We start from the raw sequence: 23,915 nt of genomic DNA on the forward strand, positions 1-23,915 counted from the left end.
ATAGCTAGGGTTTGTCTTTTTGCTATGGATTTTTTAGAAGTGATAGATGAACGAGACAACTAACGAAAGAACCCCCAGAAGAATATGAATGATACCTATGCTTACGAAAAAACAAAGCAAGACATGGTACATCCTGCATTTTCTATCTTCATAATAAAAGGCTTTATAATAGTCGAATGCCAATACACACCGCAGTAAAACATAGAACATCATAAAAAAATGAAGAAAGTAGAGCCGTTCCAGATGGTAGGTGATTTTCTCTAAGGGTATCGTTCGGGATAGTAAACCAATCAAGGGATCGGCAGTGAAAATCAAGATAAAAAAACCAGCCAAGAAGAAGAAAAAGTGCTCAATTCCAGCGAGATGCTTTTTGTATTCAGGAACAAGCTCATGACGGTTTAAACTTGAAGTTGTATTCCAGGCTAATATCATAATCATTGCACTCACAGCCGTTAACCCAATCTCTCGAATATCTGAAGTTCCAAGAGTTCCAATAGGTCTGATTGGGGGTCTATAAGGCCTGAGTGGGAATCTATGATATTTCTCAAAAATTATTGCGCTCCCAAAGATTACATAATCAATGATGGAATAGATCTTCCCTTTTCGCTGATAACTATCAAGGGGTTGATATCTTTTTTTCAACACATTAAAAACCTCCTCACAATTTAAATAAAGCAATCCTGTAACAAACTTATTCGATTGAAAGACAATCTTTTAATCAGCTGAGTCTTGTCTTTTGCTAATGGATTTTTTAGAAGTGATAGATGAACGAGACAACTAACGAAAGAACCCCTAGAAGAACACGAGTGATAACTATGCCTACGAAAAAACAAAGCAAGACATAATACATCCTGCATTTTCTATCTTCATAATATAAGGCTTGATAATAATCGAATGCCAATACACACCGCAACAAAATATAGAACATCATAAAAAAATGAAGAAAGTAGAGCCGTTCCAGATGATAGGTGATTTTCTCTACCGGTATCGTTCGCGATAGTAAACCAATCAAGGGATCGGCAGTGAAAATCAAGATAAAAAAACCAACCAAGAAGAAGAAAGCGTGCTCAATTCCAGCGAGATGCTTTTTGTATTCAGGAACAAGCTCATGACGGTTTAAACTTAAAGTTGTCTCCCAAGCTAGCAAAAACACCATTGCGCTCACAGCCGACAACCCAATCCCACGAATATCTGATCTCCCACGAATTATAGGTCTAATTGGGGAGCTATGATATGTTTCAAATAATATTGCAGCCCCCATAATTATATGATCAATGATGGAATAGATTTTTCCTTTTCGCTTGTATAACGTCACTTGATCCGTTTTCCCCAATACAAAGCCCCCTATGCTATTCATAACTGAGTATATTTTTGAAAAAACTTTTCCTACGGCACTGAGGTATGGACGTAAACTCCGAAGACACTATTTGCGAAATAAAAAGTTTATGGACATGATCCACATATAGAAGAGTGCACCTCCTACTAGAAATAAAAAGCTGTATACATAAATATAGCCCATGTAGCATTTTCTTTTTTTGTAATAAAAGGCTTGATAGTAATCAAAAGCGAATAAACACCGTATCAAAGCGAACAGTAACATAAGTAGATTGAGAAAATACAATCGATCTAAGTGATACATAATCTGTTCCAAAGGTAATTGGTTTCGAAAAAGCAAATGATTAATTAAGCTTTCTGATCTGAATAAAAGCAAAATAAAAGAGACGAGTAAGCCGAGAAAAAAACTGATTTCTATACTATGTTTTTTTTCTTTAGGAATGTTTTTATGCGCATTCAACAAATAGGTCTTATAAAGAGAGTAGGACATTAATACGCTAAATAAGCCACCTACCATATACTCGTTCGTCCCCGGAATATGTAAATACTTAGGAATCGTAAGCGGAAAAGAATGATATGCACTAAAACAAAGGGCTGAGGTGATCACTAGATAATCAATCACAGCATACAATTTTCCTTTAGTTGTATCATCGTCGAATATCTTGAATTTTTTCACTTCCCTCCTCTTTTAGCAAGCAAGGTTATCTGCTTAGGGATACCTTCAAAAATTAAGGCGAAATAACTAATCCTACATTTTTTAAAAAAATTAATCAAATTTAAATAAAATAATTCATTTTTGTCTTTTTATATGATAAATTTAACTTGTATAACACGTGTTGTCAAACTTTAATTATGAGGAGGAATTGAAATGAAGCAAAAATTGAAGCAAAAATATTCAGTTATATTGTTACTTGTCGTTTTACTGAGTGGTTTTTTCTCACCAATCACGGCATATGCTGTCAGTGAGAGTGGCAATTTTGCAGATGTTCCTGATGACCATTACGAAAAAGCGAATCTATTGGTCGCCCTTGAAGAAGAGCTAGTAGAAATCGGTTTATCTTTGGAAATCTTTGCTAATACGAGTATCGATTTTGAAAATTTACAGTACCAGTCACTAATGCCAACAGAGGAGCGTTCAGAAAGAAATTTACCAGCTGTTACGCCGGTCGTTCCTTTTGAGTTTCCTAAAGTCAAACAATTTGCCACCAGAATTTACGGGAACAATCCCACCAATGATCAACTTATGCACACATTTATGCTTTATTATTTTGATGTGCATGATTATGATCGCAATGCTGGGCTGGTGGGTGACAGACTTCCCCTTCGTTACTACCCTGAGTATTACACCTTCAATGACACCAATGCTTACAATGCCTTCCTTAGAACCACTACGGGAGCCAAGTACTTGAATTTTGCGTTATCATCTTATGATACGGTAACTAGTCTCAAAGATTATTTTTCAAATCTAGATATATATACCTTAGGAAATCATGTATCTAACGTAAAAAAATCCATTGCGAGATATAAAGACATAAAAGATCGGGAATCTATTATTGAGGATCTCCATGAATATTTCACTGAAGATATTCCTTCAATACAATCCATAAACTCCCCAGAAAAATTCATGGAAGAAATTTCCAAGATGATCGATACACAAGAAACCATCGATCAAGCTTCGAAAAAGGCTTTAAAAGGGATGTATGACACCGTTTTAGACTCTGTCTTTCTTCTACTTATGGGTGCAAATCCAATTGGGATAGCGGGAATCGCTACCATGTATGTTACCGCTATGGCGACAATGTACGTATCTATTATTGATCTTGCTGCCATCAATACTTTAGCGGGTACACGAAACAGCCGGCTAAACTTTAGACAGCTTAATAATTGGGGTATGTGGTAGCAAATAAAAATCAATTTGTTACATAACCCACCAATTAATATATAAAGAAGGAGCCTTCGAAAATCAATTGATTTTCGAAGGCTCCTTCTTCTATCGTTGTTTATTTCTGTAAAGCTTTTTTCATCATACTGATCACAGAATCAAATTGGGAATGCTCATTGACGACTTGATCGGCTTTTTGCCGATTGGGGCGGTCTTTTAGAAAGTCGAAGATTTGGTTTTCATTCTGGATGCCTAATTTAGCCATAAACTCATCCAAGTTCTGAAAATCCGTATACTTTTGTAAGAAGTCATTGTTCAACAACGCCTTTACATCAAGATCCCCTTTTTGATACGCTTGATAAAGGCTAGTCAGTTCACTGAAACTGAAATTTGCTTTTAATTGATCCATCCATCCCATTTATGCTTCCTCCTTCGCAGAAATGATTTTCGCGCCCAGGGTATTTTCAAAATGGCGTAGTGCCCATTCATGTCCGACTGCGTCAAAGCTGGCAACGGTATCTGCATCGATCACCAGTTGGTAGCCTAAATTATAGGCATCCACTGCTGTATGCAAGACACAGATGTCGGTACAAACGCCGGTCAGGTACAATTCCGTGATCCCTCTTTCCCGCAGTCGGATGTCCAAGTCGGTACCGCTAAACGCGGAGTAATGACGCTTGTCGATCCAATAGACATTTGGCGCTTCCTGATAGTTTTCATAAAGCGGTGCTAGACGGCCGTAGAGATGTCGCCCCGTACTGCCCGCAAGATTGTGGGGTGGGAACAAGCGGTTTTCAGGATGATAGTTGTCTGTTTCCTCATGACGATCAATGGCAAAAACGACATACTCACCGGCTTCGATAAAGGCTTGCGTCCGAGCCACTAAGGCAGCTTCAATCGCTTGCCCAGCAGCACCCGTGGTCAATCGTCCCTCATCTGCAACAAAATCAAACGTATAATCAATGGATAGTAATGCTCTCATGCTTCCTTCCTCCTCTTACGAATCGGCTCTCTTGTTTTTTAAGTTACTTTAATGTTTCAACGAATGCCAAGACCATTTCAGCGGAACGCTTGCCAGCTTCTAAGATAAACTCATCAAAAGAGACGGTTGCTGCGTGATCGGCGGTGTCGCTGATCGCGCGCACGATCAAGAAAGGAATATTGAATTGCTGCGCGGTCTGTGCGATCGCGGCGCCTTCCATCTCACAAGCCAAGGCATCTGGAAAATGTCCTAAAATCTCCTGTACTTTTTGCGGGTCATGAATGAAGCTGTCACCGGTAACGATCAGTCCCTTTTTCACGGTATGATGAGTCGCTTCTGCGGCTTTCGTCATCTCACTGATCAAATAGCGGCTGGCTTCATAATACAAAGGCATCCCGCCAGGCAGCTGGCCATATTCATAACCAAAGCCCGTCACATCGACATCAAAATAGGCCACTTTATCTGAAATCACTAAATCCCCTACTTGTAAGCCGGCACCGATCCCACCAGCTGATCCAGTATTGATCACCATATTGACCCCGTATTGTTGGATCAATAAACTAGTGGTGATCGATGCCAGAACTTTGCCGATACCTGAACGAACGACGATCACTTCATGATTGCCGATACTTCCTGAAATAAATAGTGCGCCGCCGCGTTCCCAAGAAAGCGGTGAAATCAACTGTTCCCGCAACGCCTTGATTTCTTCCTCCATTGCACCAATAATACCAATTTTCATGTGTTTGCCTCCTGCTTCTCGTTTATTTTTCACCCTTTAAAATGAAAAACAACAGAAATTCCCACGTATCTACTGACGTGTTTTTCTCCTTTCATGATAAACTAGTTTTGACGAAACGAACAGTTTTTTGTCATTATAAAAGGAGGCACTTATGTCTGAAATTTTCAACGCCATGGCAGCAAAATACGATACCCCTGAACGGATCGCGTTAGCACAATTAGTCACCCAAACCCTTGAACCTTATTTTAATGACAACCAGCACCAAACTCTGATCGATATCGGCGGCGGTACCGGCCTAGTAAGTCTGCCCTTAGCAGCTTATGTCCAGCACTTAGCCATCTGGGATACTGCCCCTAACATGATCGAGGTTTCTGAAAAAAAAATCAACCAACTGCAGCTGGCCAATGCTGCTGCAACTGTCCACGATCTGCTGCAAGAATCCTTACAAGCAAAAGCAGACGCGGTGCTGCTATCCCTCGTCTTGCTGCATATTCCTGACACAGCCGCTATGATGGAAAAACTATACACCTTGCTACAGCCAGGAGGAACCCTTTATCTAGTGGATTTTCTCAAAAATCCCGCCGTGTCTCACCCGCTCGTTCATAATGGGTTTGACCCTGCCGCATTGACTCAACTGGCAGAGACGACTGGGTTTACTGCCACTTCCTTTACCGTTTTTCATGAAGCGGATCATTTGTTCATGAATCAGCCAGCTGCCATGTTTTTAGCTATTTTGAAAAAGCCGACCGAATAACAAAAAAGCCGCACTTGCAGAAGATGCAGGGGCGGCTTTTTCTTAGTACTAGATGAATCACAACAAAAAGATCGCCAAACCGACGACGACTAACAATAAAGTGACGATCACGATGGCTTTCATTAAAAAACGGTTCAGATCCCGAGATTTCTGGTTCTCACCGGCACGGGTCTTCGTGATTTCTTTGTTTTTCTTGCGCACTTTTCGGTAGTGGTTATCAATTTGTTTTTCTTTTTGTTTCCATTCTTTCTTGCTTTGTTTTTCTACGATTTGCTGATTGCGTTCAGCTGCCGCTTGTTCTTCTTCGCGTCTGCGTCGAAGCTCACTGCGGGTGATCAATGGTTCTTTAGGCAAGTCCGTTCCTCCGTTTCAATTCCAGCAACTCCCAAAATTGGATCGCAAACACGGTCTTCGCATCACAGATCGTTCCATCAGCGATAGCGGCTTGTGCTTGCTCTAAGGTCAATTCATAGACTTCCAGCACTTCATCTTCGTCTTGCGGTAAGGGATTTGTCACTTTTTCCAGCTCTTTGGCATAATAGACGTGCAAGAGCTCATTAGCAAAGCCTGGTGAAAGGTACATAGAAGAAACGTGCTCCAGCGTTTTTGCACGATAGCCGGTCTCTTCTTCTAATTCCCGGGCGCCAGTCAAATCTGGACGAGCGCCTTCTCCTGGATCGATTTTTCCTGCTGGTATCTCTAAAATCACTCGCTCTAACGGTTTTCTGAATTGGCGAACAAACAGCATTTTGTTCTCACTTGTCAAGGCGATCACGGCAACACCACCAGGATGAAAGACTAGTTCGCGTTTACTGGTCCCGCCATTTGGCAAGGAGACATCATCAACGACCACATCAATGATCTTACCATGGAAAATTTCATTCCGTTGGATCGTTTTTTCTTCAAAATCTTTAAATTCTAACATCTATCGACACCTAACTTTCCTCATACGTCTTATCTATCAAACACTTTAGCATAATTTAGAAAAAATATCTTCTTAAGAAATAGCAAGAAAGCTTATGAATTTACTAAAAATCGGAAAATCCACCCCAAGTCTGATATTTTTCTTTTAGTGAACATGCTAAAATAAAGATGTCGAATAACCCAATCTACTTGTCCAAGAGATTTTTAGGAGGAGGAAAAATGAAAAAAAACATCTGGCTGATCGTTGGTGCGATCGTCCTCATCAGTATTATTTTTAACGTAGTAGGCGATTCATTTGCGAGCCTATTATTAATCGTCGGTGCAATTTTAGTCTACGTCGGTATTAGAGGGCGTAAAGTTCCAGCAGCCGATCCACAAGTTTTGCCTTCTTTAACGAGAGAACGAGAAGCCCATTACTTGAAAAGCGGAATGACTGCTCGTGAGATCGAATTGTTCCGTGAAACGATGAATCAGACGAAACACCAAATCGATAAATACCAAAAAAATATCACTAGCAATAACAAGTTAAAAGCCATTGACTTGCGTCACGATGCCTTGCGTGCCTCAAAAGCTCTTTTCAAAGAACTCGTGAAAGAACCGACCAAACTGCCTTTGGCAAGTCATTTCCTTTATACACACTTGCCCAACATGGTCGATTTGACCGATAAGTTCATTGAAATCAATAGCCATGAGATCAAAAGTCGTGAGACCTATGATAAAATCGAGGAAAGCACCCAAATCATCGAGCAAATGGCTTCCTTGATCGCCAAAGACTACTCCCAATTTGTAGCAGACGATCTTGATGACATGGATGTTGAGTTATCCATTGCCAAACAAAGCATAAAACGAGATAATGAATAGGGATAGATTCTGATTGGCAACAAGAAAAGAATCTAAAAAAAAATCTAGCCCAGGCTAGATTTTTTTCGAAAGCAGACAATTATTAGGAGGAGTTATTATGAGTGAAACACCAAATCAAGTAAAACCCGTAACGGATACGCTTGACGATTTATTGAACAACCCATTTTCAACCCCTGTCGACACTTTGACCACCACTCAACAAGCGGAAATCAGTCAGCTGAAAGAACAGCAAACGGCACCGCGTTTGATTGATAAATTACCGCCAGAGCGTCAAGCACAGGCCCAAGAATTAGCCAGCAAGATCGATGCGACCGACCAGCAAGCGGTCATCACCTATGGTGCAGCTGCCCAAACCAAACTTGGAGAGTTTTCCCAATCCATGTTGAACCATGTCCAAGCAGCTGATATCGGCCCTGTGGGCGACTCATTGACGGAGTTGATGTATCGCTTGCAAGAAGCCAATCCAGACGAACTGCGTGCAGGGGAAGGCAACTTATTCAAGCGAATGTTTGGTAAAGTAAAACAATCCATTTTTGAAATCACCGCTAAATACCAAAAAATCGGTGCCCAAATTGACAAGATCGCCGTCAAATTGGATAAAGAAAAAGACGGTTTGCTAAAAGACAACATGATGTTGGAACAGTTGTATCAAAAGAACAAAGATTACTTTGATGCATTGAACATCTACATTGCCGCTGGCGAGTTGAAGATGCAAGAATTGCAAACCAAAATCATTCCTGAAGCCATGAAAAAAGCAGAAGAAACGAATGATCAAATGGACGTACAGATCGCCAACGATTACACGCAATTTCTTGATCGTTTAGACAAACGGACTCATGACTTGCGCTTGGCACGTCAAATCACGATCCAACAGGCACCGCAAATTCGCCTGATCCAAAACACGAACCAAGCGTTAGCAGAAAAAATCCAAGCTTCTGTCAATACAGCGATCCCACTATGGAAAAACCAAGTGGTCATTGCCTTGACTTTATTGCGTCAAAAAGATGCAGTTACGGCACAACGCCAAGTTTCTGAGACCACCAATGATCTATTGAAGAAAAACTCAGAAATGTTGAAAGTTTCTGCTATTGAAACAGCGAAAGAAAACGAGCGCGGCATCGTCGATATCGAAACCTTGCAAAAAACACAAAACGACCTTGTGGAAACGATCCAAGAAACATTACGGATCCAAAAAGAAGGAAAAGAAAAACGTCGTGCTGCCGAAGTGGAATTGGGTCATCTAGAAGAAGACTTGAAAGACCGCTTATTGGATTTAACCAGCAACAAGTAAACGAAACGCCACACATGAAAGAAAGCCCCTCTTTGGTGACCTGAATGGTCAGCCAAAGAGGGGCTTTCGATGTTGAAAGTAGGAACTGCATTGAGCGTCTACCTATTTTTTCACCAACTCTAATGGTGAATCGATTTGTTCAGCGACTGTTTTTCCTTGGAAATGGTCAAACGCTGCCTGCAATGCAAGGCGGCCCATTTCCTCTGGTTTTTGAGCGATCGTTGCCGTCATTCTACCTTCTTCGATGGCTTTGAGGCCGTCTTCAGTACCATCAAACCCGACAATCACTACGCCTTCTCGGTTTCCCATCGCTTCGGCTGCCCCTAAAGCCATTTCATCGTTTTGAGCAAAGACGCCTTGAATGTCATTGTTGGCTTGGAGGATATTTTCCATAACCGTTAATCCTTCTGCTCGATTGAAGTTTGCGGATTGCTTTTCAACAACATCCAGTTTGTCTTTAGCATAATCATCAAAGCCTTTTCCTCGCTCTCTGGTTGCAGAAGCGCCAGGGACGCCTTCAAGTTCTACCACTTTTGCGTTTTCCCCTAATTGTTCGAGAATAAATTCTGCTGCCATTTTTCCACCTTCTTCGTTATTGGAGGCAACAGTCGTCAAAAGCGTTCCTCCATCGCTACTACGGTCGATGGCAATAACTGGGATGTTGGCATTATTAGCGGCTTCAACAGCTGGGACGATAGCAGCAGAATCAACGGGATTGATCAAAAGCACATCCACGCCTTGTTGGATCAAATCATCAATATCATTGCTTTGCTTGGCAGTATCATCTTGGGCATCAACAAAGCGTACATCGGTGTCATTTTCCTCAGCCAATTGATTGATCCCCTCTTGCATGGAAACAAAAAACGGGTTATTGAGGGTGGAGATCGATACACCAACTGTCAATTCTGAAGCTGCTTTTTCCTCACTTTGTGTCTCACTACTGCCACCGTTGTCCAATGTTGCCGCTCCACAGCCAGAAAGTACCAATACGCCTGCTGCCAATAAAAACATTTTTTTCATAATAGATCCTCCTATTTTTTATTTCCTTTTCCGATCCAGTAACACTGCAATTACGATCACGATCCCTTTAACGATTTGTTGATAAAAACTTGAGACACCCAATAGATTTAGACCATTGTTCAACGTACCAATGATCAATGCCCCGATCAACGTGCCAAAAATTCTGCCTCTTCCACCAGATAAGCTCGTACCACCTAAAACGACTGCTGCAATCGCATCCATTTCATAGGCTTGCCCTGCTGTTGGTTGCGCAGAATTCAACCTAGAAGTGATGATCATGCCACTGATTGAAGCCATCAATCCGGAGATCGAATAAATGATCAGTTTTATCTTATCGATTTTCACCCCAGCAATAAAAGCGGCCTTTTCATTGCCACCGATGGCATAGGTTTTTCGTCCGAAGGCGGTGCGATGAAGCAACAAGAACAAAAGAAAGAACACGAGAAACATCAATACGACTGGAAAAGGAATCCCGAAAAGATACCCACGACCAATAAAGCTGAATAGAAAGCTGTCACCTAGTCCAGTGATTGGATTTCCATTGGTGTACACTAAGGTAGCGCCCCGATAGATCGTCATCGTTGCTAAGGTTGCGATAAACGGTGCCATTTTTCCTTTTGAAATCAGTAGTCCATTCAACGCACCAAGGATCGCTCCACTTAGTAACCCAATCAAAATAGCGACTAAAGGTGACACCCCGTTGGCCATCATTCCTGCTGTCAAGGCACTGGAAAGTGCCAAGGTGGACCCTACAGACAAATCAATGCCCCCAGTCAAAATGACAAAGGTCATTCCGAATGCAATAAAGCCATTCGCTGCGACTTGCCGCAAAAGATTCAACAAATTACTGGGTGATAAAAAGCTTGGATTTAAGGCAGTGACAGCAGCCACTAGAGCAATCAAAGCGAGTAAAGGTCCCAATTTACTAATTGATTCCGAGAGTTGTTTTGTTTTCATACCACTTTTTTCCATATTAGTTTCCTCCTGTCGCATACGTCATGATCTTCTCTTGTGTGGCTTCTTGCCGAGAGAGTTCCCCTGATATTTTTCCTTCGTGTAAAACAATGATGCGATCGCTGACACCTAGCACTTCTGGTAGATCACTAGAAACCATCAAAATCGCAATACCACGTTCCGCTAACTCATTCATCAGCTGATAAATCTCTCGTTTGGCACCTACGTCTACTCCGCGTGTCGGTTCATCTAAAATCAATACTTTTGGTCCGACACCGATCCACTTCGCCAAAACCACTTTTTGCTGATTTCCACCAGAAAGCTCGCTGGCTAAATTCTGGGCACTCATAGTTTTGATGCGTAAGCGCTCGATCATTAACGCAACGAAACTGGCTTCAGTCTTGCTATCGACCATGCCTGTTTTGACAAAATTATCAATGCTGGGCAAACTGATATTATCGGTCAGGGAAAAGTCTAAGACCAAGCCTTCCGTTTTCCGATTTTCTGTTAGAAAGCCAAAGCCATTGGCGATTGCCTTTGAAGGCGAAGAATTTTTCACTTCTTGCCCTTCGACGATTAAGGTACCGCTTTCAATTTCATCTAAACCAAATATTCCTCGCATGACTTCTGTGCGTCCAGCACCCATTAAACCTGAGAACCCAAGGATCTCACCTGCTCTGACTTGAAAATTGATGCCTTGGTAAACTTTAGAAGCTGCTGTTAAATTTTTTACTTCAAAAACGACTTCACCGATCTGCGCTTGTTTTTCTGGATAATAATCAGCTAACTCTCTACCGACCATTTTCTTCACGACCTCATCCATCGTTGTATCCTGCGTCTTTTTCGTATCGATCGATAGACCATCCCGCATCACAGTGATCTTGTCACTTATTTTGAAAATCTCCTCCATTCGGTGAGAGATATAAACGATCGCTACGCCGTTTTCTTTCAAGCGACGAATGATTTGAAACAAATTATTAATTTCCTTATCCGACAAGGCAGCAGTCGGTTCATCCATGATCAACACCTTGGCATCAGTCATCAGCGCTTTCGTGATCTCGATCATTTGCTGTTGCCCGACTGAAAGTTCATCCACTTCTTTTTGAAGGGGGATCTGAATCCCTAACTGTTCAAAGACTGCCTGCGCTTTGCTTGCCATTTTCTTCGTATCTAGTAGCCCAAAGGTGGTTTTCAATTCCCGATTCAAGAATAAGTTATCCAACACAGTCATCTGTTCCCAGTTATTCATTTCTTGATGGATAAAGCTCACACCGGCTTGTTCGGCTTCCTTCGGATCGGCGTAGTTCGTTTCTTTGCCATCGATCAAAATCGTCCCTGCATCTTTGGCATGTAACCCAGTTAAAATGTTCATCAACGTTGACTTGCCTGCCCCATTTTCTCCCATTAGGGCATGGATTTCTCCAGGGTACAATGTTAGTGAGACATCCCTTAACACTTGATTCTTCCCAAAGGATTTCTCAATATTGCTCATCTCGACTTGCACATGATTTCCTCCTGTCTCTTTAGAAGATAACGGCTGCTTGTAAAATAATGTTTGAATAGGGTGTCGCTTCCCCTGTTCGAATAATGGCTTTGCTTTCCTTTGTTTCTTCTTTGAATGCCTCATGTGGAACAAAACGAATCGGAACATTCGGGAACGTTTTTTGAATCAATTGCCACTGCTCCGCATTCTCCGTTTTTATTTCCTCTGCTAAAACGATCGCCTCGACTGCCATCTCTTGTTGCATTACTAATAACACCTCTTCAAAACTCGGACTACCTAGTTTTAATGCCAGATCGATTTTTTTCACCCCTGTGGGTACTGGCAACCCCAAGTCCCCGATCGTAAGCTGATCGGTGTGGCCTAAATCCGCCAATAATTTGTCGATCTCACTATTTAATGCCCCATGCTTCTTCATACAATGGACTCTCCTTCATTTCCTTTAATGTAGGCATTCCGCCTTGAGCACCATATCCTTTGACGGAGATTGCTGCTGCTAAGTTGGCAAAGGCAATGGCGTTTTCTAAGGGAACACCTGCTAAAATCCCTACTGCTAATGCACCATTGAAGGTATCACCAGCTCCCGTAGTATCGACCGCAGCAACTGGAAAGGCAGGAACTAAGACCTCGGACTTCCCATTATGGAAAATCGCTCCTTTGGCACCTAGGGTAACGATCAATCGATTAGGGTAGGCTGCTAAAACGTCAGCAAGCTTTTGATTGGGGAAAAGTAACTTAAACTCATGTTCATTAGGGGTCAGATACCCCACCTTAGATAACATACGCGGATTGAGCTTTCTCGCAGGTGCTGGATTATATAAAACAGGGATTTTTGCTTCCCAACACCAGTCGATGATGGCTTCATTGGCTTCTTGCGGAATCTCGTTTTGCAAAATCACTAAATCAGCCTCTGTGATGTTTCCTTTTATTTCGGAAAAGCGAGCTAAATCAAGCGCATTATTGGCACCGGGTATGACAATGATGCTATTGTCATTTTCATGCAAAATGATATGCGCGGCACCAGATGGAAAATGTGTAACGGGTTCCACATTCTCCGTAGAAACGCCGTTCACGTTTAAGTTTTCGACGATTTCATTTCCGAAACGATCGGTTCCTACATGGCCTAGCATTGCTACTTCTGCGCCTAAACGGCTAGCGGCGATGGCTTGGTTTGCTCCTTTGCCGCCAAAATTCGTGTCAAATTTTTCCCCAAAAACCGTTTCTCCTTGATTGGGTTTCACCTTCGTAGTGACTACAAAATCTGTTGCCATACTACCAATGACGATGATCTTATTCAATTGGCGTTCCTCCATTTCTTACTGTCTCTCTTTCTTCTAAATGAACAGGAAGGATGATTTTTTTCTGTTCAATAAATTGATCGTTGATCAATGCAAAGAGCATTTCTGCTCCTTTGTAACCTACTTGATAAGCAGGCTGATGGATCGTCGTCAAGCGTGGCACCACCAATTTACTGATGGGAATATCGTCATAGCCGATCACTTGAAGTTGTTCTGGGATCTTTACGCCATGATGATAAGCCTCTTGCATGATGGCAATCGCATGGGTATCACTTGGGGCAATCACACTATCGACAGTGGGATGTTCTAAAAAAACTTGTTTCGCTGTCAAGGTCGCATCCTCTAAGAGAAAGGATGTAGATTTCACTAGTGCATAAGGAACTTGTGCTTTTTTCAATGTGTATTCAACACTCAATAAACGATCCCGAGCACGGGTGACAGATTCAGGCCCAGCAATCACGACTACCTTTTTGGGGTCACCTTTTAAGATCGCTTCAGCAGCAAGTTCGCCACCTTGAAGGTCATCCGAATAAACCCCATATTCGACATCTTGATCGATCCGATCCAAGACGACCATCGGAATATTGCTTTGGGTACGATTTTTATTTTCGACAGCGGAAAGAATCCCCGCCACATTGTTTTGCTCAAACGCACGTAAATATTCATTGGCTTTCTCATTGTCTTCTTGAATGTTGCCAAGGATGACTTGATAGCCTTTTTTTTGTAGAAAGTCTTCGACGCCTTTGGCTACTAGCGGAAAAAACGGGTTGGATATATCAGGAAGTAGCAAACCAATCAATTTTGACTTTTTCTGATACAGCGAACGTGCGACTTCATTGGGGGAATAATTCAATTCATTGATCGCCTGATGGATTTTCTCACGGGCTTTTTCGCTCACATAGCCAGTCCCATTCATGGCTCTTGAAACTGTCGCCACGGAAAGTCCAGCTAAATTGGCGACATCTTTAATTGTTGGCATGTTGCTCCCCTCCTGTGTAACCGATTACACACCTATCATAGCCGAACTTTGTGAAAATTGCAAGGAGAAATAAAAAAACTTTTTCCCTTGGTGTCCCCTTCTCCTAAAAATGCGTTTTGCTGCATAAATAGCCGCATTTCGAGAAAGCGAAACTTTCTCGAAATGCGGCAAAAGATTTGATGAGCGCAGCGACATATCTTTTATTTCCTAACGGTAAAGCTCATTTTTCAATGAAATAAAACTTCAAAGTGATTGACGCCCTCTTGATCCACCGTCAAACTGATTTGTGCCTGCAGCATTTCTGTGATGGCTTTGGCGATGGCTAAACCTAACCCATAGCCACCGTCTTGATGGTTGCGAGAAGGATCCCCGCGGTAGAAGCGATCAAAGACATAGGGAATTTTTTCTTCTGGGATCGGGCAACCACTGTTGGACACTTGCAGCACCGTTTTTCGTTGGCGTTCAACGAGAGCCACTGTGACGGTTTCTCCAGTAGGTGTATATTTCAAGGCATTGTCTACCAAAATCATGGTCAATTGCCGTAACGCTTGCTCATTGCTTTCAAGGCGCACCTGTTTAGCGATCTGTTCCTGATAGTGGATCCCTTTTTCCAGTGCAATGGCCTCCATGCTTTGATAAACACTTTGCACGACTTGACTGGCATCAATCACCGAACGCACGACTTCTTGCTCGGCACTTTCGAATTTGGTCAGCATCAATAAGCTATTTACTAGCTCATCCATCCGTTCGGAACCTAACTGGATGTTTTCCAGCCATTTCATTTGGCTTTCCAAGGTTTCTTCTGGACTGCCAGCTAATACCTCAGCATTGACTTGAATGATCGCCAGTGGTGTTTTCAACTCATGGGAAGCGTTAGAAACAAACTCTTTTTGTTTGCGCCAAGCCAGCTCAACTGGACGCAATGCCCGATTGGCGACATAAAAGCTAGCGATATAAATACTGACTAAGGCTAAGACCCCGATGATCAAAAGCGTGGTTCTTAAGTTGCTTAGACTGGTTTTGTAGTCGGTGACGTCAAAGAACAGCACTTGATAAAATGGCTCGTAATTATTGATACTAGTGGAATATTCCCCCGTCGAATCATGATTGATCGAATAATGACTAAAGGAAGTCACCAAAAAGAGCGCATACCGCCAATTTCGGCCATTCACCTTCACTTCGTTAGGGATCTCCCCTTGTTTCGCCGCTGCATCGACCAAGGCTTCATAAAGCTCGTTTTGATCGACGCTCTCATCAATACTTTGAATCACGACATCCATTTGATCCACGTCGACTAGAGCGATTTCTCTGAACTCACTGGTACTATTCGTGATGGTCAACATCATTGGATACTCAGGTTCTGTCAGTGATTGCCGTACTTCCTCCTCATCCATAGGTACCGCAGCTAAGGTGTTGGCTTCTTGCGAGATCAATGATTGGATCTCGTTTTCAATTTGGGTGGCATTCAAAATATAGATAAAGGTAAAGGCACCTAAGACAATGATTGAAATCAACGCCATATTGAACCACAGCATTTTATTCCGTAATTTTTTTAACATGGCGGCTCCTTGCTCTGCAAAATATACCCCGCATTGCGGATCGTGCGAATACCGATATCCGCTTCAAGCAGCGTCAGTTTTTTCCGCAGCAACGACACATAGATCTCAACGCGGTTTTCTTCCACATCGGGATCAAAGCCCCAAATCTTATTGATGATGGTTTCTTTTGATAAAATCACTTTAGGTCTGGATAAAAATAGCTCCATCAGTTTCATTTCTTTGGGTGACAGCACCACTTGATTGGTCGTCGTAGCCAACTGCAGCTCATTACGCGCCAAGACCACGTTGCCAAATGCTAACTGGTCTTCTTGATAATCCAAATCTTTTCTTCTGCCTAGCGAACGAATCCGTGCCAGCAGCTCTTTCATTTGAAAGGGTTTCGTCAAGTAATCATCTGCCCCTGCATCCAAGCCGAGTACTTTGTCATCGACTTCGCTTTTGGCCGTTAACATAATAATCGGCGTGCGAATATTTTGCTTGCGTAACGTCTTTAGTAATGTGATCCCATCGATTTTTGGCAGCATGATATCCAAAACGAGAAGGTCATACACCCCACTTGCTGCGTAGTCCAACCCAGTCTCGCCATCATACGCCAAATCAACGGAATAATGCTGTTTTTTCAATAAGCTGGCAACCGCTTCTGCGATCGATGGCTCATCTTCTACGAATAAGATCCGCATCGGTCAGTCCCCCTTTTACACTCATCATTTCTTTTTTCAATCACTTTTCGGTCAGCACAATCATTCCTGTAGGATCATTCCAATTGTTCTCCAATAAACCGTTCTGTTGAAACGATCCGCACGTGTTCGCTGGATTGATGAATCCACATGTGTAGCAACAATGCTACCATACCGCTTAACAAAAAGACAAACAGCTTTTTCCTAAGGTCTTGAAAATTCTCTTGATGACGCATGGGTTTCCTCCTTTTTGCAGGTCATCGATAAATCCGCTCGGCTATTCTGGATCAGTAGCCGCTGGGGCTGTCTGATTGCCTAAGCTGATATCGAAAGTGATCGTATCTTCTAACGGTAAAAACTGATTGAACTTGCTCATCCCCACGATTGTCCCGTAGGGTTCTGCTGAATTGACATAACGGACTTGATAGCTGATGTTCGCCCCTTTTGAACGGAATTCATCAAAGAAGAGTTTTTGCAGATCCCCTTCAAGGAGCTCGCTTCGACGGTAATCTTTGATATACGGTTGACCTGCTGAATAGACGACTTCAATGCCTTGGTCATCTTTGCTGGTTAAAACGGTCCCGGCGGTCTCACTTTGCGAGATCAATTGTCCGTAAGGCAGACTCTGAGTAAACTGCATCCGCATCCGCACAGTGACACCCTCAACAGCGGCCTGGGCATCATCTGGTAAAATCGTTGAAAAGTCTGGTACGGTGACCCCTTTCCCTAGAGAAATCGTTACTTGAAACGCATCCCGTTTCGCAATTTTTTCTTTTGGTGCCACGCTTTGTTCAATGACTTTGCCTTCTTCCACAGTATCCGAAGCCTGTTCTTTGATTTCAAGCTCCAGCTCATGGGCTTTCCCCCATGTTTCTACCTCTGCACGGGTTTTATCACGAAAGTCTGGTACTTCAATATCTTTTTCAAAGGTTTCTTCGCCTTTGGAATAAAAGACTCGTCCGACATCTCGACGATGATAGTTTTCTTGCGAGACTTCTTTATTGGTAAATTCTACTCGAATCGGTGCTTTTTCCTCGATCTCATCGTGGTATTCATCGACGATCGTCAAATTGCTGGCTTGATTTTTTTCGATCCACTCTGCTGCCTCGTCCCTCGTCATTTCCATAAAGTCTGGCAATGCCAATTTCTCTTCTGGATCTGGGCCTTGGCTCACCGTTAGATGCAGGGTGCTTCTTTTTCTGACTCGACTTCTGGCGGCTTCTTCTTGGGCGATCACTTGATTGGCTAGGGCTTCATCATAGGCAGGCGTCACATCGATCGCAAGATCATGTTCCGCCGCCCATTCCCTGACTTCTGAGATCTCTTTGTCCACAAAGTTATCCAGTCGGACGTACGCCAATTGGAAAAATAAAAAGCCGCTGAGTAGAAGTAGTCCGAGTAATGCACCAAGCCCCAGCAGTCGTTTTTTCCGCCGTTTCTTTTTGAAGGAGGGATCGTGTTCGATCCCCTCTTCTAAAGAAGCTGAACCTTTTTCTTTGCGGGAAGCACGGGAAGAAGGTGCTTTAGCTGTAGCTGATTCCTTGTCTGGCTCTTTCGGTTCTTCTTCAAACTTCGATAAAAAATCACTCATAGGCCGTCAACTCGCCGTTTTTCAAATAAAAGGTCTGATCCGACTGCTTGGCAATTTCAGTCGAATGCGTCACTACGATGATGCATTTGTTGTGTAAAGTAGCTAAATCTTTAAAAATATCCACGATTTCTTGCTCCATGCCTTCATCCAAATTTCCCGTCGGCTCATCGGCTAAAATGATATCAACATTGGTCGCTAAGGCACGAGCGATGGCGACCCGCTGTTGTTCCCCACCGGAGAGCTGATTGACGAAACGATCAGCTTTCGTGGAAGTGATTCCGATATAATCTAACAAGCGATACGCAATTTGATCGTGTTGATCGGGGAGCTTGTTGTCTGAGATCGCCATCGAAACAAGGACATTTTCTAATGCAGTCAAATATGGGATCAAGTTGTAACTTTGAAAAATCAAACTGATCTTGTTGCGGCGATACTCTTCATAGCCGATCGTTTTGATATTTTTTCCTTCAAAAAATACTTCCCCATCGGTTGGTTGATCCAATGCGCTGATCAAGGAAAGAAAGGTGGTCTTTCCAGAACCTGATTTCCCTAAAATCGTGTAAAATTTACCTTTTTCAAAGGAGATATTGGTTTTATCTAAAATCTTCCGACGATTCTCACCATCTTGGTAGTAATACGTCATCTCTTTGGTCTCTAAAATTGCCATGTTCTTCGCTCCTTACAGCATGATTTTTTTCGGATTCAAACGTAAAATATACAACAGCGGCACCACTGCCGAAAGCAAGATCGTCAAGATCCCGGTCGCTAAAAAGGCAATGATATAAGACAGGGTGTATTGAACGCGAAACGCTTCGTTGATCGTTGCTTGATCGATTTTCGGTACACCCACAAAGAATTGCTCCACCCCTGCTTGATTTGCCTCTAGCATACTACTGGATAACAAAGATTCAGAAACCATCTTGCCCAGCATATTCCCTGTGACCAAGGAGATCAACATTGCACTGACACCAATCAACAGGAGTTCGAGCACGATCTGTGCAAACACGTATTTCCGTCGTTCTCCTAACGAAAGGTAGATACCTAACTCATATTTACGATCGCGGGTAAACAGCACAATGATCAAGGAGATAATAATCAAGGAAGCAATCACCGCAATCACTACGACATATGATGAAATCTGTGATAAGCGATTCATGCTGGTCCCCACACGGTCATACTCATCCGTAGAGGCATTGACCTTATAGCCATTTGGCAAGAGCGGTGTCACCTCTTGTTTGAATTGCTCTGCATCTTCTGGTTGGTTCAAAATGAATTGTGGAGTGAAGAACTCCTCATCAGAACCGAAATCTGTCGCTGGAAACGCCGCTTGCTGTCCCGCACGTTCCTCTTCAACAATCGTTTTCACGGCATCATTCGGCATATAGATACGATTGAAGGGCCGATCATCAAATGCAAACGAGCTGGCCATGCCATCTTGTCCTTGATTATTTGCTTTTTCTAAGCTGGTATTTTTAAATATCCCGACGATTTCGATGGAGTAATCATTGCCTTTTTGCTTTTCAGGGTCCATCCCTGACGAATAATCGACAAACTGACCATCTAAGACCATAGTGTCTCCCACGGTCAAGCCGTTTTCCTGAGCCATCTCTTCCGATATCAAGCCCACACGTTTTCCGGTACGCTGTTCCTCTTCAGTAAAAAAGCGTCCCTGTGTTAAATCCACCGTATCTTCTTCAAAATCCAACGGCTTTAAGAGATTGGTTCCTGTTAAATAAACCCAAGGAGATATTCCTCCGACAATCATGACATTGTCGTCGTCCTCTTCAGGACTGAAACGATAAGGTTTGAAGTTTTCAACAGCAATCGCTGTTTCTCGTAAATAGTCATACTGTTTGACTTCGGACCGTTGACCGATCTGCTTGATCAGGTCCTCTGACAGCGGCTGAATCTCCTCCATACTCGCACCACCATCACTATTTGCCAACTTTTCATAATCGATCTCAATCGTGGCCAGTGAGCCTAATTGATTTTTGATCTGCTTTTCGACATTTTGAGTCGATTGATTGACCGCAATTGCGCCAGCGATCACATTTCCTAATATCAGAATAACAGCAAACAATATCGCAGATTTCCCTCGCTTTCTCGTCACACTCAGCCATGCTCGTTTCATATAATTCACTTGCCAACATCCTCTCTTTTTTTCTCTAACAAAAGCATACTGGATGAACCTTTAGTGAATCTGTCATTTGCAAATTTTTTCAAAAAAAGCAGAATCGTAGGGAACGTTAGATAAAAAAGACTGTTGTTTCAATGATCGACTCAAGCAATCATCGGAATGTGAATAACAAAAGAAAATACCTCCCAAAAGATTTCTTTGGGAAGTATTTTTACATTTGTTAAAAATAAGCTGTAACATAAATCTAATATTAATTATTATCCAAACTTTAAAATTATTTTACTGAGTCTAATAAACTTAAATTATTTCTTTATGAAGTCAATATAATACAAATTACAGTACATTGTACGAAAAATAAATCAAATGATAGATATTTCTTTGTATTGCAATTACTCTTATATATTCCAATTTAAAAAACAAAAAAAGGAAAGCAAACCTATAATTAGATTCGCTTTTATAGTTAGATTACTCTAAACATAGTTAACTTAAATGCTATTTTGTAAGTCTTTGTACTTTTAATATAAGCTTTTCCCATTTGTTTCAATTAATTTTTTATACCAATAAAATGAATCTTTTTTGTATCGGTTAAAAGTTCCGTCCCCCTCGTCATCGGCATCCACATAAACGAAACCGTAGCGCTTCTTCATTTCTCCTGTTGAAGCTGCTACTAAATCAATACATCCCCAGGGAGTGTATCCTATCAATTCCACACCATCTTCAATTGCTTCGCCCATAGCAGCAATATGCTCCTTCATATATTGAATTCGATAATCATCATGAATGGATAAATCTTCTTCTAATTTATCTTCTTGACCTAAACCGTTTTCTACTACCATCATAGGTATCTCATAACGATCGTAAATCTCATTCAAAAAGTATCTTAGGCCAATGGGATCAATTTGCCATCCCCACTGGCTTTTTTCTAAATAAGGATTTGCCACTCCAAAAACAAGATTTCCAGCTGTTTTGGCAATTTGATCATCAGTTGTCACACATCCAGTTGAATAGTAAGAAAAGGTGAAGAAATCGACAGTACCTTCACTAAGAATACACTCGTCTTCCAGATTCATTTTTATTTGTATATCGTTTTCTTTTAGATAACGTTTGGCATATTTAGGGTACTTACCTTTCACTTGAATATCCGGACAATAATAAAAAATATTTCTTCTTTCTTGTTGAGACAATAATACATCTTCTGGTTTACATGTATAAGGATATTGTGTTATACCCGCTATCATGCAACCAACTTGATAGTCGGAACTTGTTTCATGAGCAAGTTTTACTGCTAACGCACTTGCAACCAACTGATGGTGTAACGCTTGATATTGTTTTACAACATCTTCGTACTTCTGATCCTTTGTTAGATCATCCAACTCTCCTACCAATCCAGCTTCCATATTCTTTTGTGAAGAAGATAAGATTCCTCCAGAAAAATAGCCATTTCCATCTAAAATCAGACTGTTAATTTCGTTAAAGGTAAGCCAGTATTTTACTAAACCTTTATATTCAGTGAAAAGAACTTTGCAATAATTTAAATAAAAACCAATGGTTTCTCTTGCATACCATCCATCATAAGTTTCTGCCAAGTGATAAGGCATTTCATAATGTGAAATGGTTACCAGAGGTTCTATATTATATTTTTTTAATTCTTTGAAGACATTTCTATAAAACTCTATTCCTTTTTTGTTTGGAGTCTTATCATCTCCGTTAGGAAAAATCCTTGTCCAGTTAATAGACATACGGTAGATTTTAAATCCCATTTCTGCCATTAATGCAATATCCTCTTTATAATGGTGGTAGAAATCACTAGCTTGATGAGACGGATAGAAATACTTTTTTTCATCGATCTTCTCTGTGAATAATCGTGGGCTCTTCCTAGAACCCAATGTAAAATGATCTGCTGTTGAGTCTAGCTTTCCATCTTCATTCCATCCTCCTTCAAACTGATTTGCTGCAGTAGCTCCACCCCATAAAAAATCTTTAGGAAAATTCATATTATCATACCTCTTTCTCATCTATTCCAAAAATATAAGTTAATGCAAAAGTTACTATCATACCAATCGAAGCTGCAATAATGAAAAATATTAAATTGTTTCCTGGGCCTGCGAAAGTAACAGTTGCAAAAATACCTCCTGATCCAGGGAACGCATAACAGGCTACCTTAAGTAGTCCAGCAATTAATCCGCCCGCCGCATTGCCTATCATCGCAGCATATAAAGGTTTTTTATATTTTAATGTAATTCCGAACATAGCAGGTTCAGTTACACCGCCAACGATCGCCGTTACAGCACACGATAATGCTGTCGATTTTATTTTAGGGTTTTTTGCCTTTAAAGATACTGCTAATGTTGCTGCAAACTGATTAAAATTAGACAAAATCATTGCTGGGAGAAAGAATGGATCATATCCTAATGAAGCAAAAGCAGATGTCCAATAAGGAGTCATCATTGTATGCATTCCCGTCATAATCATTAGCGGTAGTAAAGCACATAAAATAGAGACGCCTAAGAATCCAATTGTTTCATAGATCCAAATAACTCCATTGGCAATATAAGTACCAATATAATATCCAATAGGAGCTGTCACAACTAACATAATTGGGACAACAACCAATAATGAGCCTAGTGGAACTACAAATGATTTAATTATATCCGGACAATATTTACTAATTGTTTTTTCTACTTTACTTAATACGTAAACAGTTAAAATAATAGGAATTACAGTGGTTGAATAGTTAACTACATAAACTGGTAACCCAAAAATACTTAAGCTTGCACCATCTGTTGCTGCTGTAATAAAGCTTGGATATACCAATAACCCTCCTAATAACATACCTATTCCTTGATTTGCGCCAAATTTTCTTGCAGATGTGGCACCTAGAAATATTGGAAAAAAATAAATGAATGCATCGCCTAACCAAAACAATATTTGATAGGTAGAGGTAGTTTCTGGTAAAATTCCTGCCAAATTCGCAATCAAATATATGACTTTAATCATACCCCCACCAATCATCATAGGAATCAACGGTGTAATACTACCTGATATACCATCCATCATTCCGGTAAAAAATGACTTGACAGTTAATTTTTTGTGCTCTCCATCTAGATTTTCATCTATTGCTGTTTCAGTTTCTATATTTCCATACTCACAAATCTCTGCATAAGCTTCTGCAACTGCTGGTCCGATTATAATTTGCAACTCTTCATTTGACCATTGAGTTCCTAAAACTTTGTCTGCATTTTCAATTGTATCCAAATCTACTAAGCCTCTGTCTTTAAGATTAAATCTTAGTCGAGTTGTGCAGTGTTGAAAATAATTTATATTATCCTTTCCCCCAATAGATTGTAAAACTACTTTTGACAATTCTTCGTATTTCTTAGCCACTTCTCCCACTTCCTTTCTTTGTTTTAAATCATGTTATGTGCATTTAA

General features: G+C 41.3%; 25 protein-coding genes. 4 read left to right on the forward strand and 21 right to left on the reverse strand.

What is annotated here, in order from left to right:
• Positions 1 to 33: 33 nt before the first annotated feature.
• Positions 34 to 645, reverse strand: coding sequence for a hypothetical protein (locus tag IGI82_RS15820; RefSeq protein WP_438842481.1), 612 nt, complete (start codon positions 643 to 645; stop codon positions 34 to 36).
• 106 nt (positions 646 to 751) lie between these two features.
• Entirely contained in the window at positions 752 to 1,333 is a 582-nt protein-coding gene (locus IGI82_RS15825; RefSeq protein ID WP_438842482.1) for a hypothetical protein, read from the reverse strand.
• A gap of 870 nt (positions 1,334 to 2,203) precedes the next feature.
• Between IGI82_RS15825 and IGI82_RS15830 the strand changes: the two genes are divergently transcribed.
• Positions 2,204 to 3,235, forward strand: coding sequence for a hypothetical protein (locus IGI82_RS15830; protein ID WP_258317262.1), 1,032 nt, complete (start codon positions 2,204 to 2,206; stop codon positions 3,233 to 3,235).
• 100 nt (positions 3,236 to 3,335) lie between these two features.
• Here IGI82_RS15830 and IGI82_RS15835 read toward each other — a convergent pair whose 3' ends face one another.
• The 3 genes from IGI82_RS15835 to IGI82_RS15845 are packed head-to-tail and all read right to left on the reverse strand — an operon-like array spanning position 3,336 to position 4,938.
• Positions 3,336 to 3,635 carry a hypothetical protein gene (locus IGI82_RS15835; RefSeq protein ID WP_005227832.1) on the reverse strand — a complete coding sequence of 100 codons (300 nt, stop codon included), beginning with the start codon at positions 3,633 to 3,635 and terminating at the stop codon, positions 3,336 to 3,338.
• Positions 3,636 to 4,199: a cysteine hydrolase family protein gene (locus tag IGI82_RS15840; RefSeq protein ID WP_005227824.1), complete on the reverse strand. Its 564-nt coding sequence runs from the start codon at positions 4,197 to 4,199 to the stop codon at positions 3,636 to 3,638.
• Positions 4,200 to 4,242: 43 nt separating this feature from the next.
• A complete protein-coding gene (locus IGI82_RS15845; protein WP_005227823.1) occupies positions 4,243 to 4,938 on the reverse strand; it encodes a 5'-methylthioadenosine/adenosylhomocysteine nucleosidase in 696 nt (231 codons plus the stop codon).
• Positions 4,939 to 5,089: 151 nt separating this feature from the next.
• On the opposite strand from IGI82_RS15845, the gene IGI82_RS15850 reads away from it, so the two are divergent.
• Positions 5,090 to 5,692, forward strand: a complete 603-nt coding sequence (locus tag IGI82_RS15850; RefSeq protein WP_016609996.1) for a class I SAM-dependent methyltransferase — start codon at positions 5,090 to 5,092, stop codon at positions 5,690 to 5,692.
• 57 nt (positions 5,693 to 5,749) lie between these two features.
• Here IGI82_RS15850 and macP read toward each other — a convergent pair whose 3' ends face one another.
• Both macP and IGI82_RS15860 read right to left on the reverse strand, forming a co-directional pair.
• Positions 5,750 to 6,046 carry a cell wall synthase accessory phosphoprotein MacP gene (gene macP / locus IGI82_RS15855; protein WP_005227820.1) on the reverse strand — a complete coding sequence of 99 codons (297 nt, stop codon included), beginning with the start codon at positions 6,044 to 6,046 and terminating at the stop codon, positions 5,750 to 5,752.
• Complete coding sequence (locus tag IGI82_RS15860; protein WP_005227818.1) at positions 6,039 to 6,617, reverse strand: NUDIX hydrolase; 579 nt, start codon at positions 6,615 to 6,617, stop codon at positions 6,039 to 6,041. Before IGI82_RS15860 ends, macP begins: the two co-directional genes overlap by 8 nt.
• 218 nt (positions 6,618 to 6,835) lie before the next feature.
• Here IGI82_RS15860 and IGI82_RS15865 point away from each other — a divergent pair, with 218 nt between their 5' ends.
• Both IGI82_RS15865 and IGI82_RS15870 read left to right on the forward strand, forming a co-directional pair.
• Positions 6,836 to 7,477 carry a 5-bromo-4-chloroindolyl phosphate hydrolysis family protein gene (locus IGI82_RS15865; RefSeq protein WP_010749055.1) on the forward strand — a complete coding sequence of 214 codons (642 nt, stop codon included), beginning with the start codon at positions 6,836 to 6,838 and terminating at the stop codon, positions 7,475 to 7,477.
• Positions 7,478 to 7,574: 97 nt separating this feature from the next.
• Complete coding sequence (locus IGI82_RS15870) at positions 7,575 to 8,768, forward strand: toxic anion resistance protein (RefSeq protein WP_005227814.1); 1,194 nt, start codon at positions 7,575 to 7,577, stop codon at positions 8,766 to 8,768.
• 102 nt (positions 8,769 to 8,870) lie between these two features.
• Here IGI82_RS15870 and IGI82_RS15875 read toward each other — a convergent pair whose 3' ends face one another.
• The 14 genes from IGI82_RS15875 to IGI82_RS15940 all read right to left on the reverse strand — a co-directional run bounded on the left by IGI82_RS15875 (position 8,871) and on the right by IGI82_RS15940 (position 23,868).
• Positions 8,871 to 9,788 (reverse strand): D-ribose ABC transporter substrate-binding protein, encoded by a 918-nt coding sequence (locus tag IGI82_RS15875; RefSeq protein WP_074934049.1) that lies wholly within the window; start codon positions 9,786 to 9,788, stop codon positions 8,871 to 8,873.
• 18 nt (positions 9,789 to 9,806) lie between these two features.
• Entirely contained in the window at positions 9,807 to 10,760 is a 954-nt protein-coding gene (locus IGI82_RS15880; RefSeq protein ID WP_086337773.1) for an ABC transporter permease, read from the reverse strand.
• 1 nt (position 10,761) lies between these two features.
• Complete coding sequence (locus IGI82_RS15885; RefSeq protein WP_060792555.1) at positions 10,762 to 12,246, reverse strand: sugar ABC transporter ATP-binding protein; 1,485 nt, start codon at positions 12,244 to 12,246, stop codon at positions 10,762 to 10,764.
• 19 nt (positions 12,247 to 12,265) lie between these two features.
• Positions 12,266 to 12,661 (reverse strand): D-ribose pyranase, encoded by a 396-nt coding sequence (gene rbsD / locus IGI82_RS15890; RefSeq protein WP_074934048.1) that lies wholly within the window; start codon positions 12,659 to 12,661, stop codon positions 12,266 to 12,268.
• Complete coding sequence (gene rbsK / locus IGI82_RS15895) at positions 12,636 to 13,541, reverse strand: ribokinase (RefSeq protein WP_034857599.1); 906 nt, start codon at positions 13,539 to 13,541, stop codon at positions 12,636 to 12,638. Before rbsK ends, rbsD begins: the two co-directional genes overlap by 26 nt.
• Entirely contained in the window at positions 13,534 to 14,520 is a 987-nt protein-coding gene (locus IGI82_RS15900; RefSeq protein ID WP_438842483.1) for a LacI family DNA-binding transcriptional regulator, read from the reverse strand. Before IGI82_RS15900 ends, rbsK begins: the two co-directional genes overlap by 8 nt.
• 227 nt (positions 14,521 to 14,747) lie before the next feature.
• Entirely contained in the window at positions 14,748 to 16,079 is a 1,332-nt protein-coding gene (locus IGI82_RS15905; protein WP_438842484.1) for a sensor histidine kinase, read from the reverse strand.
• Entirely contained in the window at positions 16,073 to 16,759 is a 687-nt protein-coding gene (locus IGI82_RS15910; RefSeq protein WP_074934044.1) for a response regulator transcription factor, read from the reverse strand. The genes IGI82_RS15905 and IGI82_RS15910 overlap by 7 nt, the downstream gene beginning before the upstream one ends.
• A gap of 74 nt (positions 16,760 to 16,833) precedes the next feature.
• Entirely contained in the window at positions 16,834 to 16,992 is a 159-nt protein-coding gene (locus tag IGI82_RS15915; protein ID WP_005233508.1) for a hypothetical protein, read from the reverse strand.
• 41 nt (positions 16,993 to 17,033) lie between these two features.
• Complete coding sequence (locus IGI82_RS15920) at positions 17,034 to 18,347, reverse strand: PASTA domain-containing protein (protein WP_438842485.1); 1,314 nt, start codon at positions 18,345 to 18,347, stop codon at positions 17,034 to 17,036.
• Entirely contained in the window at positions 18,340 to 19,014 is a 675-nt protein-coding gene (locus tag IGI82_RS15925; protein WP_005227805.1) for an ABC transporter ATP-binding protein, read from the reverse strand. Before IGI82_RS15925 ends, IGI82_RS15920 begins: the two co-directional genes overlap by 8 nt.
• A gap of 12 nt (positions 19,015 to 19,026) precedes the next feature.
• Positions 19,027 to 20,478: an ABC transporter permease gene (locus tag IGI82_RS15930; protein ID WP_142967565.1), complete on the reverse strand. Its 1,452-nt coding sequence runs from the start codon at positions 20,476 to 20,478 to the stop codon at positions 19,027 to 19,029.
• Between the two features lie 521 nt (positions 20,479 to 20,999).
• Entirely contained in the window at positions 21,000 to 22,478 is a 1,479-nt protein-coding gene (locus tag IGI82_RS15935; protein ID WP_438842486.1) for a glycoside hydrolase family 1 protein, read from the reverse strand.
• 4 nt (positions 22,479 to 22,482) lie between these two features.
• Complete coding sequence (locus IGI82_RS15940; protein WP_438842487.1) at positions 22,483 to 23,868, reverse strand: PTS transporter subunit EIIC; 1,386 nt, start codon at positions 23,866 to 23,868, stop codon at positions 22,483 to 22,485.
• Positions 23,869 to 23,915: the final 47 nt, after the last annotated feature.

The sequence above is a fragment of the Enterococcus sp. AZ067 genome, from assembly GCF_051715005.1.
Lineage (GTDB): Bacteria > Bacillota > Bacilli > Lactobacillales > Enterococcaceae > Enterococcus_D > Enterococcus_D casseliflavus.

What these genes read in the sequence shown, in the direction of transcription:
- IGI82_RS15830 (WP_258317262.1), top strand. Translation starts at nt 2,204, where the DNA reads ATGAAGCAAAAATTGAAGCAAAAATATTCAGTTATATTGTTACTTGTC.
- IGI82_RS15835 (WP_005227832.1), bottom strand. Translation starts at nt 3,635, where the DNA reads ATGGGATGGATGGATCAATTAAAAGCAAATTTCAGTTTCAGTGAACTG.
- IGI82_RS15840 (WP_005227824.1), bottom strand. Translation starts at nt 4,199, where the DNA reads ATGAGAGCATTACTATCCATTGATTATACGTTTGATTTTGTTGCAGAT.
- IGI82_RS15845 (WP_005227823.1), bottom strand. Translation starts at nt 4,938, where the DNA reads ATGAAAATTGGTATTATTGGTGCAATGGAGGAAGAAATCAAGGCGTTG.
- IGI82_RS15850 (WP_016609996.1), top strand. Translation starts at nt 5,090, where the DNA reads ATGTCTGAAATTTTCAACGCCATGGCAGCAAAATACGATACCCCTGAA.
- IGI82_RS15860 (WP_005227818.1), bottom strand. Translation starts at nt 6,617, where the DNA reads ATGTTAGAATTTAAAGATTTTGAAGAAAAAACGATCCAACGGAATGAA.
- IGI82_RS15865 (WP_010749055.1), top strand. Translation starts at nt 6,836, where the DNA reads ATGAAAAAAAACATCTGGCTGATCGTTGGTGCGATCGTCCTCATCAGT.
- IGI82_RS15870 (WP_005227814.1), top strand. Translation starts at nt 7,575, where the DNA reads ATGAGTGAAACACCAAATCAAGTAAAACCCGTAACGGATACGCTTGAC.
- IGI82_RS15875 (WP_074934049.1), bottom strand. Translation starts at nt 9,788, where the DNA reads ATGAAAAAAATGTTTTTATTGGCAGCAGGCGTATTGGTACTTTCTGGC.
- IGI82_RS15880 (WP_086337773.1), bottom strand. Translation starts at nt 10,760, where the DNA reads ATGGAAAAAAGTGGTATGAAAACAAAACAACTCTCGGAATCAATTAGT.
- rbsD (WP_074934048.1), bottom strand. Translation starts at nt 12,661, where the DNA reads ATGAAGAAGCATGGGGCATTAAATAGTGAGATCGACAAATTATTGGCG.
- IGI82_RS15900 (WP_438842483.1), bottom strand. Translation starts at nt 14,520, where the DNA reads ATGCCAACAATTAAAGATGTCGCCAATTTAGCTGGACTTTCCGTGGCG.
- IGI82_RS15905 (WP_438842484.1), bottom strand. Translation starts at nt 16,079, where the DNA reads ATGTTAAAAAAATTACGGAATAAAATGCTGTGGTTCAATATGGCGTTG.
- IGI82_RS15910 (WP_074934044.1), bottom strand. Translation starts at nt 16,759, where the DNA reads ATGCGGATCTTATTCGTAGAAGATGAGCCATCGATCGCAGAAGCGGTT.
- IGI82_RS15915 (WP_005233508.1), bottom strand. Translation starts at nt 16,992, where the DNA reads ATGCGTCATCAAGAGAATTTTCAAGACCTTAGGAAAAAGCTGTTTGTC.
- IGI82_RS15920 (WP_438842485.1), bottom strand. Translation starts at nt 18,347, where the DNA reads ATGAGTGATTTTTTATCGAAGTTTGAAGAAGAACCGAAAGAGCCAGAC.
- IGI82_RS15925 (WP_005227805.1), bottom strand. Translation starts at nt 19,014, where the DNA reads ATGGCAATTTTAGAGACCAAAGAGATGACGTATTACTACCAAGATGGT.
- IGI82_RS15930 (WP_142967565.1), bottom strand. Translation starts at nt 20,478, where the DNA reads ATGAAACGAGCATGGCTGAGTGTGACGAGAAAGCGAGGGAAATCTGCG.
- IGI82_RS15935 (WP_438842486.1), bottom strand. Translation starts at nt 22,478, where the DNA reads ATGAATTTTCCTAAAGATTTTTTATGGGGTGGAGCTACTGCAGCAAAT.